We start from the raw sequence: 13,113 nt of genomic DNA on the forward strand, positions 1-13,113 counted from the left end.
TCAGCTTTGCTTAAGTAATGACATGCTTATAGGCCAATTCGTTTTATGCCGTCATGTCTATTCGATATAACAGTCGATAGCAAAGCTATATGTTGAATCGTTAATGAAGTCTGTAATCGTCGCGCCCATACCCGATCCGCACGTCCACTTATCCTTCTCCGCGTCGTATGGCGTTGGCCCCCACCCCGTTTCATATGATGCTTCGCCTTCTGCGAAGTAGTTCATCACATATTTATCTTTCTGCATGAGCGCATACCAAGCGTTTGCATACATCACAAGCGGATCGATTTGGACTATCGAGTACTTTCCGGAACGAATCTCAATTTCTGTTTTATCGTTATAATAAGCGACTGTGAGCTCAATCTTGGCAAGCAGCGGCAACGTTTCATCTGATTCCCTCTGGATTGTTATGACATCACCGGCCATAGCGTCGGCAGACACAGTTTTGCTCTCTGGCGTGAAAATAGTCTCTCTGCTTCTTGTTCGCGTTTTTTCATTGCCATTTTCATCTCTGACCACCGTGTCGACCACGAGCGTCAATCGCTTCTGAGCGTCCGGCAACTCCACGGCTTCTGCCATCCCGGCTCGCATCAAAATAGGAGCCCCCGCCATCAGACCTAAGAACTGCTTTCTATCAATCATTCTTCATTCCCCTTGTCTACTTGATTTGACTTTCTCAGCTGAATGGGGATACAGAACAGTCCCGTCAAGTTCCTTATCTTCCACAAAAACTAGAATCCATTTATCACCTGCTTTCAACCCTGAGACATATCCGGAACTTGACTTACGGCGCATATCGATTCTCTTACGGCAACCACTTGGCATAAGCGCCTCAAATTGCCCGTTATGAACATCCGATAGAGCGCGCACCTCGACTGCAACAACCGTGTCGTTTTCTCCCCCATTAGTCGCTCTTAACAGAAAGAAGCTCGCTGCGGTGAGCAAAGCAAAGGAAAGCACCAATAGGAGCATTGCCCTTCGAATGAACTTGTCGCCGTTCATGAGTACAATCAACCCTTGCAATATGTGCCATCGTGAGACGTGTAAATTGATACGTCATATGGAAGAAACTGTAGCTGGTTTGTCCATCCATTCCAAACAACAAGCAGGTACTTCTTGGCATTCGAGTATGTGTTATGCATTGCCACGTAGCCCACAACTGCCATTGCGTGCCCGCTGCCATTTGACCGGAGCCTTCCAGAGAAAATACTCAGATTCCCCGAGTCGGTATTCACCCTAAAGGAATCCCATGACGGATACCAAACGAATGACGTCTCAAGCTCCTTGCCTCGTCTTGCACAAAACTCCTTTAAGGCCGGAGCGGGTTTGTCAGGAGAAGTCTTGCCTTGAGTAAAGTACAGACCAGTCGCTTGATCATATTTCTTTTCTTCTTCTTCCCATGTCCCCGACAGCCTCCAAAGCTCCGAGTATAAATCGGACAATTTAAGGCGGTTCAAAGTCACATAGTGACTGCTAACTGCAAACATTGCCGAAACAGCGCAAGCATAAGTCCCCGTTTCTTTGATAACTTCTGTTTGCGTTGGCGTTATTATTCCCGAAACCGTTTTGCTCGCATCAACAACATATCCCTGTTTATACAAATCCTTGGCAGATACAAAAACGTCATCGAAATGTTCCGGCGATCCGCTGCGATTGCCTCCCGAGGACAATTTATTTGGTACTTTTTTTCCACTTGCGTCTAAAACAATGTTTTTATCTAAGTCGGCAACGCCAACAGTTAGCTCGTCAATCTTTAACGCAACGACGTTATCCGAGGATGCGAGGAGTGCAATTTCTTCGCTTGCACTCTCGATAGGTAAAAGAGCGTTCGGAGCCAAGCAGTATTCGCTGATCCACCAAGATCGCTCTGAATCAAATACGACGTAGCCATAGTTAACGTCATCCCGCTTCGCACGAACGATATACCCGATTGATTCCCCATCGGAATTCACCATTTTTACTGGGTCACAAGCGGTCACCGGCTCATCCGATACATCATCAAAGAAAGCCTGCGCTTGCTCCACAGCTATTTGCGGTGTGACACGGACCAAGTCGTCGTCTCCAAAAACCAACCTTGGAGACATCAGGGCGGCAAGCAACACTATGAATCCGACAATCACCTTTCTCGAATAACGCATTTCTTCCTCCATCCGTGTAGTAGGGAGATACGGTAACTAGATGATATTTGCTAGATAGTGTTATACGTTTGATATTGTTTTTACTGACACACTTTTAATCGGTGAAAGGTCTTCTTTTCGCCCTAAACGAGAAAAGGGTACTGGTGAAATCTCCGGTACCCTCACATTGCCCTCTATTTACTTGCTAGTCCTTAAACAGATAGCCCACGCCGCGGACGGTGGTGATGTGTGCCGCGATCTGCGGGCCCACCTTAGAGCGGATGCGTCGGATGTGCACGTCGACGGTGCGCGTGCCGCCGCAGTACTCAAAGCCCCACACGCGGTGCAGCAGCACCTCGCGGCTGTAGGCACGGTTGGGATGCGTCGCCAAAAAGCTCAGCAGCGAGTACTCCATCAGCGTCAGGTCGATGGGCTCGTTATCGAGCGTCACCTGGTAGGTGGCCAGGTTGATCTCGAGGTTATCGATGTTGAGCACATCGTCGGCGGTAACGGTCTCCTCCTCGCCCATCAGACGCTGCGCGCGAGCCTTAAGCTCGTTGGGCGTCGCCGTGGGGCACACAAAGTCGGCATGCGCGTGATTGGGCAGGCGCAAGGTGCCGAGCGCCTCATCGTCGACGATCACCAACATGGGGACGCCGCCGCGATCGTCAAGCCACTTGGCAATCTGATCGATGCGATCGCTGCGAATGCCATCGGAATCAAGGATCAGCAGGTCAAAGTCGTGCGCCGCAGTCGGCGAATCGGGGGTTGCCAGGCTCACCTCGACACCCAGGGTGGTCGTCAGGCTGCGGGCAAACTCGTGGAAGCGCGTCGTGCGCGCCATGAACAGGGCACTCTTATCGGACATATCGGCCTCCAAAGAAATGAGCTCAATCGTACTGGAACAAGCCAGCGCGATTAGGAGTTCGCCAGGTAGTGCTTGATCTCCCACTCGGTGATCGTAGACTCAAACTTATGCCACTCGTCACGCTTCTTTTTGAGGAAGAAGCTGTGGATGTGCTCGCCAAGGGCATCCTTCATAAACTGCGAGTCCTCGAACACGTCGAGCGCCTCTTTGAGCGAGCGCGGCAGCGGCGTGTAACCGGCCTCGAGCATCTGACGATCGTTGAGCTTGAGCGTCTCGGCCGTGGCCTCGGGCGGGAGCTCCAGCTTGCGCTCGATGCCGTCCAGACCAGCCGCCAGCGTGACGGCGTTGACCAGGTACGGATTGGCCATGGGATCGGGACTGCGCAGCTCGATGCGCGTGGACAGCTGCTTGCCGGGCTTGTAGACCGGGATGCGGACCATGCTCGCGCGGTTGCGCAGGCCCCACGTAGCGTACTGCGGCACGGAGTCGCCGCCCGTGGTGATGCGCTTGTACGAGTTGACGGTGGGGTTGGTGATGGCGCTGATCTCGCGCGCGTGCGCCAAGATACCGGCCATGTAGTGCTTGGCGACGTCGGAGAGATGGTACCTCTCGTCGGCCTCGCCCCAAAAGACGTTGTTGCCGTCGTGGCCGAACAGCGACTGATGCAAAAACATGGCGCTGCCGTCCTCGCCCGCCAACGGCTTGGGCATAAAGGAGGCGTGGCAACCGCTCTCGTAAGCTTGCTGTTTAATGATGAGCTTGGCCGTGGTAATGGCGTCGGACATGCTCAGGGCCTCGGCGTGGCGCAGGCTCATGCCGTGCTGCGAGCGACCGGCGGCGTGGAAGGTGTACTCCACGGGCACGGACATCTTCTCGAGCGTAAGGACCGTGTTGCGGCGCAGGTCGCGCGCGGCGTCGCTCACCGAAAGATCGAAGTAGCCCACGTTGTCGAGCGGCTCGGGCGTGCGCTCGTCGGGGAAATAGTAGTACTCCAGCTCGGCACCAACGTTGAGCAGGTAGCCGGCCTTCTCGGCCTTATGGAACATGCGGCGCAGCGCAGCGCGCGGGTCGCCGGCGAAGGGCTCGCGATCGGGAGTGCACACGTCGCAGAACACACGGGCGACGCCGTTGTGGCTCGGACGCCACGGCAAAATCTGGAAGGTCGAGGCATCAGGGAACGCCAGCATGTCGGCTTCCTCGGGCGTGGCAAAGCCCTCGATGGCCGAGCCGTCAAAGCCAATGCCCTCCTCAAATGCGACCTCGAGGTCCTCGGGGCTAATGGCAAAGTTTTTGAGGCGGCCGAGAATGTCGACAAACCACAGACGCACAAAGCGGATGTCACGCTGTTCTACGGAGCGGAGTACGTAATCGATGTTCTGCTGGTTCATGTCGCTCCCCTTTCTTTCGGGCGGGTTTCGACTGGTCTATACCGCAGATACTATCGCAGAAAAATGTTTCCGCAGGGTTAAAGCGTATCAAGCGCTCAAAAAACGTGCGCGAGCAGGCCGTTGCGAACGAGCGGCTAGCGCGAGGTCGAGGCGCGGTGTTCGATGTGGCCGGGGATCACGATGCGCTTGGGAGCTAGCCTTGCGGCATCGCCCACCGTAGTGGTAACGACGTCGATGCGCTCGGACAGGCGCTCGACTACGCGCTCGGCAATGGTAAGAGTGTCCTGCGCTGCCGTGGTCACACCGCCAAAGAGGACGTGGTTCCAGGGGTAATCGTCAAACGTCGCAATCTTGAGACCAGCCGGCAACGAGGGGCCGAGCTGGGCCAGCGCCTCGGTCAGACGCAGAAAGACCAGGCCGTTGACGGCAATGAGGCCGAGCTTTTTACCCGCATAGCCGCGGATGGTCTCGTCCAGGCGACTGACACCCTCGACGCCACCACCGGCCAGGGTGACGACCTCACCCGCAAGGCCGCGGCGCGAAAGCTCGTCGGCAAAGCCCTCGGCGCGCTCGCGACGCACGGGGCTGTCATCGCTTGCCTCGGTGAGCAGGCACAGGCGCTCGCTGCCAGCAGCGGCCAAGGCGTCTACCAGGCCGGCAACCAGCTCGCGGTTGTTAGAGGTCACCAAATCGACACCGCCGGCGGCAACATCGCGGTCGAGCAGCACAACGGGCAGGCGTCCCGCTGCCGCGACGATTGCCTCGTCGTTGCCGCCGCAGGTGTTGACGACCAGGCCGTCCACGCCGGCATCGATAAGTCTAGTGAGCGACTCTGCTTCCTTGGCGGGGTCATTGCCGCTAATGGCCGTCATAAGCGAGCAGCCGCGCGCGGCGGCACTGGCGGAAAGCCCTTCGAGCATGGCGCTGGAGAACGGATTGGCGATGTCGGCCAGGATCACGCCGATGAGATTGGTGCGCGAACTGCGCAGATTGCGCGCGGCGGCACGCGGACGATAGCCGGTGCGCTCAATGACCTCAGCGATGCGGGCACGGGTTTCCTCGGTCATCTGCCCGGGGCGGTTGTTGAGATAGCGCGAGACCGTGGCCGGGCTCACGCCCGCCTCGGCGGCAATGTCCTTGATTCTCATCTGCGCCATAGCGCACCCCGTTTCCCAATTGTCGGCAGTCTGAGCCATTTTAGGCATTTTTTTAAAAATCTCGCTTGCAAAACGTTGTAGGTGAGCAGGATCGTTTTTGCGTCTCGAGCAGATGCGGTGATGGGCTAGATAGACGAGTCTTTGGACAGCTCGAAATAGTCGGGATGCAAGGCGATAACCGGGCCCTGCTCCTCGGGCATCAGGTGCAAGTGCGTCTCGGCCAGATAGCTCGCCGTGTCGGTATCGCCCCTCTTAATGGCCTCGAGAATCCGACGATGTTGTCGACGAATCGGCTCCCAATCCAGATCCTGCGACACCATACGCAACCAGTTGTATCGCTCAAAATGCGTGTTGACGCTCTTCATCCAATCCCACAGCATGTGACGACCGGCAATCTCAAAACACGTCTCATGAAACAGGTTATCCAAGTCGAAAAAGCGACGCGTCTCGCTATGGTCGAGCGACTCGGACTCGGCAAGAATCTGCTCGAGCCGATGCTTTTGCTCGGACGTGGCAGCCGGACAACATTTAATGAGTACGCTTCTTTCGAGTTTCTCGCGCAAGAAACAGGCATTCTCGGCGTGTTCCATGCTGATCTTAGAGACGTAGGTGCCGCTCTTGGGACGCGTTTCCACCAGCTCTTGCTCGCGCAGGCGCACAAAGGACTCGCGAATTGGCGTGCGCCCGATCCCCGTCTCCTTTTCCAGACCAATCGCCGAAAGGCGCGTGCCGGGCTTGAGCTCGGCATAGATAATCTTGGAGCGCAGTGCGTTGTATGCCTGATCTTGCAGGCTCTGATAATGCTGGTGTTGTTCCATAAAGCCCTCGGATGAAGCCCACGGTTTGTCGAATTCCACCACGTAATACTATCGCATCGACACACCCCAGCTCCCAATCAGTCTTTTTGGGACGGGGCTCTTTTAGCTACCCTGGCCCGCAGATCGGCCCCCTTGCCACAAAAGTGGCCCATCTACTACGTTAACACGGATAGCCTCGGCCATACCGAAAACCGTGAAAATAAAACCGCAGGTAGACAGCTTGTCGATTTTCGAAAAAGCCGACTATGGTTGACCCCTGCGGCTTAAACGTAGTAGATAGGCCCTTTTCGTGACGCAGTACTACCGCACCCCAAATTGGCACCCCGAGCCTGTTATAAGTTGCTGTGAAATACGGACGGTGATAATCAAGGGTTGATAGTCAAGGCGCGCTATACGGCTTGCTATATTTCACTATACTTTGCTGTACGTCGCTATACTTTGCTATAACTTGACAATAATCGGCCCGTTACCATCCGGGATATAACGGACCCCAAGCCAACGCTGGCTTGGGGTCCGTCTTGTACCATGGCTCTTTTGGACTATGAGCGCTCGTATTTCGTGGCCCGCCCGGTTCCCTGCCTTACGATTGCATTCCGTTCAAGCAGAGATTCGAGTGCCGCCAACGTCCGCATGCGGCTCAGCCCCGTCTGTTTTTCAATCTCGCTTCGCGACATAATTCGCCCGCCCGACAAGGCATTGAGAACCTGGATCTCTTCCTCGGACCCTTCAAAGGCATCGGTAGCGGGCAATGTGACGGCCACCATGCCGCCGCGAACATCAAAAATTGGTTGATTGATCGAATCGCGATAGGCACGTCTAATGCGCGCGATTCCCGTGCCAAATTTCTCGATGTAATCCAGCTTTAAAAAGACCTCGGCGACAATTGGGTTTCTGAGCACGGATATCTGCCCATACAGGTATTGTTCCGTCGTCAAACCGGCGGGCAGTGATCCGGGCGAAGTCACAACAACACGATCGTCGTACAAGGCAATTTGAACATTCGCTCGAACGTCCCACGTCCGATGCACCAAAGCGTTTGCAACAGCTTCGCGGAATGCCTCAAGAGAAATTCGATCGGTTTGGACGCGCTCCATCCCTTCGATACGCTCAAAACGGTAGTAGCGTGCAAACATAGCCACCGCCCTGTCCACCTGCTCAATTGCGGATACATTTGTCGTCGTCTCACGGTCCAAGATCACATCCTCGGTATCGCCAAAACGGACGCAGTCGATGCCCGGAGAATCATTCTTATCCGCCAAAATCGCCGCAGCGTTGGTATAGCCATCTTTGCCGAGCAAGCGAAGCGTGCGCATAATATCCGGCGTTAGCTCGGAAATGCCGAGATGTTCAACACACTTATGCTCGAGCGTGTGAAAACTCAAGTCCTGGCGAGCCGACGTGAGCGCGTCGAACGTTACGTTGCTGCCTTCGAGCGTCAGCCTGCCATACTCAAACCGGTCGACCTCCACCGTTGCCGAATCGTTTCGCCTGTAGGCCTTTCCCTTGCTTCGATAGGGTTTGTCCTGGCCCTCATAAACCGTAAGGATTACGGTCCCGTGTTTCTCATCGCGCTCGAGCGTGTAACGGGGAGCGGGATCCAAGCTGTCATTAATCATGTTCTCGATGCGGAGACACTCTGCGACCGGATCTGCAAGGCCGACAGCCACGCCCTCGTCATCAACGCCAAACTCAATCTTGCCCGTCCCGTAGTTTGCATAGGCGCTCACCGTTTTAAGAAACGTCGGCGTAACGCTTTCCTTGTATTCGACTGTAGGGTTAATACTAATAATTTAATAGATTTCTAATTATCTCTTTAGATGTTCTTATATGCCGGTATAGCCCGTTACTTCGGGCTTTTCCGGCACTTTTCATATCGGAAGAACTTCACAAATCTTTTTATTACCCCTCATGTTTTCACTCTCAAAAGTAGTAAAAGTAGTAGTAAATTCTGCGTACTACTTATGCCGCCTTGGTTTCCTCGGCGTTTTCCGCCGCAGTTTCCGGCTTGGCCTCTGTGGTGGTTTTTGCCTTGGCTTGCAGCCGTTCCATTTCCTCCTGTGCGGAATGGAAAGTAGCGTGGGCGTAATAGTTCAGCGTCATTACAATGTTGGCGTGTCCCATGATGTACTGCAATGCTTTGGGGTTCATGCCCGCGTTTGCCATTCTGGTACAGAATGTATGCCGCATGGTGTGCGGCGTCATCACATCGGGCAGCGGCTCCTTGTGGCACTTGTTGTACTTCTTGGCAAGGCACTTGAACATGGCGTCATAGTTGACGGCGGTTTTGGGCAGGCCATCCCGGTTCAGGAACAGGAAGTCCTTATAACCATCAACCTTAATGCACCTGCCGTCCCTGCGCTTCTTCAACACGCGCTCAAACGCTTCATAGGCGGCTGCGCTCATCGGCACTTGACGGAATCCGCTTTCTGTTTTTGGCGCTTCGATATAGTAGCCGTCCTCGGTGCTTCTCAAAAGCTGGTGGTCTACATTCACAAAGCGCTTCTCAAAATTCAGGTCGGCTGGCGTCAGGCCGCAGAGTTCGGAAATACGAAGCCCGGTTTCCAGCAGGATCACCACCTCGTCATAATACTTGGCATAGACAGGATCGTTCTGCATGAAGTCCAAAAGCTCGTTTTCCTGTGTAGGGGTAAGCGGCACCTTTGGTACGGTATCGTCGTTGATAACCTCATTGATCTGGAAGTCAAAAGGATTCTTGCGGAGGCAATCGTCCTGTACGGCCATATAAAAGATGGCTTTTAAGGAACGCTTGCTGTTGCAGATGGTGTTGTAGGCAACGCCCTTTTCCTGCATACGCAAGGCCCATTCTTTTGCGTCGGACAGCTTCACGCTGTCAATGCTGGCCGCGCCCAGCTTATCTTCGGACAGAAGTTTCATTAACTGCTGGCGGCTCTTTTGGGTTCCTTTCCGCACATTCCCGCGCTGCCGGGTGTACTTTTCATAAAGCTGGCACACGGTCATTTTCTTGCCGATGGTGTCTATCCCGTCGTCAAGGTCTTTCTGTATCTGCTTGATCTTCTCGCGCAGGGAAAGACAGGGCCGTTTCCCGGCAGGTACTTTGTCGGTAGGTACTAACTTCCATGAGTAAACAAACTGGGTTTCTCCAAAGGTGTCAATGTATTTGTAAGCGTATCTTCCATCTGATCGCTGGCTCTCTCCAGACTTCAAAAGGCGGCCTTTGTTGTCCCGTCTTTTTTCATCTCGTTCTTTTCTTGGCATTTCGTCATGCTCCTTTCCATGACGGAAAGAGCCTTGACACGCTTATAACCTATTATAACACGAGCAAGGCCCTTTTTCACTATATTGTGTCAAGGGAATCAATAATTTTTTCAAACTGCTTCCGTTTGATCTGGATGCGGTTGCCGTTCAGGATCACCCAGCCAGCGGTGGGGTTTTCCTCGGCAAGCCGACGCAGTTTGTTTTCCCCGATCCGAAAATATTTAGACGCTTCCTCAATGGTGAGCGTGTATTTTTCCCAAATAGGCACATCGTTATTACTCATAACATGGCCCCCTTTCTTTTCAAAACAAAGGTTATTGTTGTGAAAGTGGGCAGAAAGTAACGGACGGCTGCTGGCACAGCTCCACGGGAATCTCACCCCTGCGTGGTTCTCACGCGGCCCTGCTCGTTGCCTGCGACGCTTCAAACGCTCGGACTACGACGGCAAGGGAGTATCATTGTCCTGTCTGCGCGTCGTCGCCCGCAGGCTGCCACACCTGCTTTACGGCCCGGTAAAATCGCTCCGCTTATCCCAATGAGGGAAAACCTCTTGGCGCACCTGCCGCCCGGCTCGGCGCAGACAGAATGTATCCGTCTGCCCTATGACGCGCCGCCATTGTCCTGCGGGCGTATTTGTCAAGGAGCAAAGGGGCCGCCGGGAAAACAGGCAGGCGGGGAAAGGGAAAGCCGCCTGTCTATGGCCGGGGCCTTAACCGTCAGTCGCCAATGGGACTAACGATGGAATGGATCAGCTTGATTTGCAATCGGCGCTTCATATACTCGTCAATGCAGATATGAGGCTGACCGCTGCCGTCATAGAGCGTCCGGGTACACAGCTTATTGATATAGCCGTCATAATGCTGCAAGACACGCTCCACGGCTTCGGCGTTACCGGCGCAGGCCGCGTCGATCACAAAATCAGGCAGAGGGCTTTTGCCCTTGTAACTGGATTGCTTCATCCGCGTTTAACCTCCCTCCGGCATGAACGCCATCAATTTTACACGCAGGTCTTTTAAGGTGCTTGTCCTGTGGCGCTGTACTGCGCTGCGGGACATTCCCATCAGGCGGCCAATTTCTTCGTCAGTCAAATCCAGAACAAAGCGGAGAATCAAAATACTCTGCTCGTCTTTTGGCAGGCTGGCAAACGCTTCGGCCACAAGCTCGTTGTCGATATGTAGGTCATAGCCATGCGAACTGAATGTAAAGCTGTCGCAGGAATACCGATCTACGGTCGAGAGCTTGTCCCAATCAGCCGGGGAAAGAGCGTCCAGCGACACTTCACGGTCGCGGCGGCACTTCATTTCCCGCAGATAATCTATCGCCTCATGGTACAGAACCAGCTTGCAGTAGCGGTCAAACTGGCCCCATTCACCGTATTTGCGGGGGATCGCTTCCATCTTCTCACCCCCTTTCTATGGGGGATGTGGTGGTTCTCTCCCTTTCCGCCAATAGAGCGAATGGAATCTCTCTGGCTGCCCGCTAAACGCCTCCTTTTTTCACTTTTTTGAAATTTCTTTTTGCGCCGGATAGCAGACCGCAGGAAATAACAAAATTCGCCCGGCAGATCAAAGACCCGCTGGGCGAAACAAAAAGCAATATGTTCTTTTCCTACATAGTATAGTACATACGCACAGCCGCTTGTCCCCGCTGCCGGGGGACGGCTTTTTTTGACAGGCTAACCCCTGTCGGAATTTGTCGAAGTAGTTTTCGTTGCATGGCGGCTCCCTCCTAAAGCCGCCATGCCAGAACACGGTGCAGGGGTCGTCGAAGCAAAAAGAAACGGCGGCCTTGATCTACTCAAAACCGCCGTATCCGTCAGTGATACAGGAAAGCGCACGAAATCCTCTGCCCGTCAGCGGTTTTTTTCTTTTCCCCGCTGTGGAGGCAGATGTTTGAATATGCAGGTATGTTTCATGCCGCAAAGGCCACAAAACATACCATGTTAGTCATTCAATTTGAATTAGAGTTCAATTCTTGCTTTCGATGGCTTATCTTCACAATAGATAACTTTAATCGTTGTTCCCTTGTCAGGGACTTTGTTTCCTGCGCCAATCCATTTTCGGCAGATGTAATCTTTGCCGTCTATCGTATATTTGACCTTGATAGTATGCGGAAAGGCTGCGCCATCCATCGCATGAACGCGGGCAGGTTTACGATTCACTTTTAACCACCATTGTTTTATAACTGAAATTACAGTTCCCATTGTTTCTTTTTCCATAAGTTATACCTCCAATGATATTTTTGATTGATGATACCTATTTTCTATTCAGCCTTTTCTTTGTTTGTAGTAAAAGCGGAACGCTGCTGCGCCGGTGGCCGCCAACTGTACCAGAATCAGCACAGCAAACAGACCGAAGCTCTCATAGTAGAACAGTTCATCCCAAAAATATAGTCTGTTCAAATGATGCCATTTATTGTATTCTAAATTTGTAGGTAAGCTGAACGGGTAACTTACCAAGGGATAGCGGCAACAGATGTCTATCTAACCATACTACCATTGAGATCGAAAAGTATGAATTGAAGAGTACAATAATAGGGTTGATTGAGGATCAACTTTTATTTTTTGTACCTTCATGTTAGAAGCCGTTGTGGACTATTACCTAAAAATAATAGATATAACACAAAGAGAATTATTCAATCTGTCCAAGCATAACAGGAAGGAAAAGATTGAAATTCCATAGGTAGTGGCTTCGTTGACGCGACTAAGTTCAATACGGAAAAATCGGTCTGCAGGTGTGTCAAACAGAAGACACTATTTTTTTATATCTGAGACCGATTGTTTCCGATACAATTTATGGAACATTCAGCACATCATGGACAAACCAAGTCTGAGCCGTGACCATAATGGCAAATGTGCAAATAGCAAAGAGAAGTACTTCAGCCACAGCATTGACACGGCTGGATTGAAGTTGCTTTTTCAGATTGGCAGGCAAGATTCTTGACAGCAGACAATAAACTAAAAATCCAATACAGGCTCCAGCGGTATTTGTCATCAAGTCATTGATGTCGGAAGAACCCCAGCCAAACATCTGGACAATTTCAACAGCCAAAGAAAACAGAAAGCCAGTCAATGCAACCGTCTTCATGTGATGATATTTCTTGTACAGCAGCGGCAGGAAAAATCCCAACGGGACAAACAGAATAATATTCAGAATGGTATCAATTGGCCCAGTTATCATACCGATAAATGGAGTCCAAGAAATGTTCGGGCGAAAGGTCATTGTGCTTGTAAAGCCGATGCCTGTGACGGTCAAAAGTCCGAATAAATAATAACCAAAAACAAACACTGCAGCGGTATGGAGAAAACTTTGTGTTCTCCCCAATTTTTTGAGCCACAAGAAATACAGTACGAAGACTGGAACCATAAACACATACCCACTAATTGAGCGGATGAGAATATCAGAAATTGGTATCATTATTATCTCCTTGTCAAATTCAAATTTATTGCCCATTCCAGCATTGAGCATTTTCTCATAAAGCAAACAGAATACTGTCATTAGTAACGACGGTATTCCCATAATGCTAATC

Annotated in this window: 14 protein-coding genes; all 14 read right to left on the reverse strand. The window is 52.3% G+C overall.

Annotated elements, in window-relative coordinates:
• Nucleotides 1-57: 57 nt before the first annotated feature.
• The 14 genes from DXA43_RS00750 to DXA43_RS00820 all read right to left on the reverse strand — a co-directional run bounded on the left by DXA43_RS00750 (nt 58) and on the right by DXA43_RS00820 (nt 13,001).
• Nucleotides 58-642, reverse strand: coding sequence for a hypothetical protein (locus tag DXA43_RS00750; protein ID WP_117628960.1), 585 nt, complete (start codon nt 640-642; stop codon nt 58-60).
• A 3-nt stretch (nt 643-645) separates the two neighbouring features.
• On the reverse strand, nt 646-1,002 hold the full coding sequence (locus tag DXA43_RS00755) for a hypothetical protein (RefSeq protein WP_117648531.1): 357 nt from the start codon (nt 1,000-1,002) through the stop codon (nt 646-648).
• Between the two features lie 8 nt (nt 1,003-1,010).
• The gene (locus tag DXA43_RS00760; protein WP_117583360.1) at nt 1,011-2,138 is read right to left on the reverse strand and encodes a hypothetical protein; all 1,128 of its coding nucleotides are present in this window, start codon (nt 2,136-2,138) and stop codon (nt 1,011-1,013) included.
• 184 nt (nt 2,139-2,322) lie between these two features.
• Nucleotides 2,323-2,985 (reverse strand): response regulator transcription factor, encoded by a 663-nt coding sequence (locus tag DXA43_RS00765; protein ID WP_089573201.1) that lies wholly within the window; start codon nt 2,983-2,985, stop codon nt 2,323-2,325.
• A 50-nt stretch (nt 2,986-3,035) separates the two neighbouring features.
• The gene (locus DXA43_RS00770) at nt 3,036-4,373 is read right to left on the reverse strand and encodes a glutamine synthetase family protein (RefSeq protein WP_117805985.1); all 1,338 of its coding nucleotides are present in this window, start codon (nt 4,371-4,373) and stop codon (nt 3,036-3,038) included.
• Between the two features lie 134 nt (nt 4,374-4,507).
• Nucleotides 4,508-5,530, reverse strand: a complete 1,023-nt coding sequence (locus DXA43_RS00775) for a LacI family DNA-binding transcriptional regulator (protein WP_158564917.1) — start codon at nt 5,528-5,530, stop codon at nt 4,508-4,510.
• A 125-nt stretch (nt 5,531-5,655) separates the two neighbouring features.
• Nucleotides 5,656-6,348 carry a GntR family transcriptional regulator gene (locus tag DXA43_RS00780; RefSeq protein WP_117634203.1) on the reverse strand — a complete coding sequence of 231 codons (693 nt, stop codon included), beginning with the start codon at nt 6,346-6,348 and terminating at the stop codon, nt 5,656-5,658.
• Nucleotides 6,349-6,887: 539 nt separating this feature from the next.
• On the reverse strand, nt 6,888-8,138 hold the full coding sequence (locus tag DXA43_RS00785) for an ATP-binding protein (protein ID WP_370448002.1): 1,251 nt from the start codon (nt 8,136-8,138) through the stop codon (nt 6,888-6,890).
• 169 nt (nt 8,139-8,307) lie between these two features.
• Nucleotides 8,308-9,585, reverse strand: a complete 1,278-nt coding sequence (locus tag DXA43_RS00790) for a tyrosine-type recombinase/integrase (RefSeq protein ID WP_071441245.1) — start codon at nt 9,583-9,585, stop codon at nt 8,308-8,310.
• A gap of 79 nt (nt 9,586-9,664) precedes the next feature.
• The gene (locus tag DXA43_RS00795; RefSeq protein WP_009296579.1) at nt 9,665-9,868 is read right to left on the reverse strand and encodes an excisionase; all 204 of its coding nucleotides are present in this window, start codon (nt 9,866-9,868) and stop codon (nt 9,665-9,667) included.
• A gap of 433 nt (nt 9,869-10,301) precedes the next feature.
• A complete protein-coding gene (locus DXA43_RS00805) occupies nt 10,302-10,544 on the reverse strand; it encodes a helix-turn-helix domain-containing protein (protein ID WP_004611627.1) in 243 nt (80 codons plus the stop codon).
• Between the two features lie 6 nt (nt 10,545-10,550).
• Nucleotides 10,551-10,982, reverse strand: coding sequence for a sigma-70 family RNA polymerase sigma factor (locus DXA43_RS00810; protein WP_015554803.1), 432 nt, complete (start codon nt 10,980-10,982; stop codon nt 10,551-10,553).
• A 563-nt stretch (nt 10,983-11,545) separates the two neighbouring features.
• Nucleotides 11,546-11,803: a sugar ABC transporter permease gene (locus tag DXA43_RS00815; RefSeq protein WP_071441246.1), complete on the reverse strand. Its 258-nt coding sequence runs from the start codon at nt 11,801-11,803 to the stop codon at nt 11,546-11,548.
• 574 nt (nt 11,804-12,377) lie between these two features.
• Nucleotides 12,378-13,001, reverse strand: a complete 624-nt coding sequence (locus DXA43_RS00820) for a VanZ family protein (protein ID WP_025580950.1) — start codon at nt 12,999-13,001, stop codon at nt 12,378-12,380.
• Nucleotides 13,002-13,113: the final 112 nt, after the last annotated feature.

Source organism: Collinsella sp. OF02-10 (assembly GCF_003463445.1).
GTDB lineage: Bacteria > Actinomycetota > Coriobacteriia > Coriobacteriales > Coriobacteriaceae > Collinsella.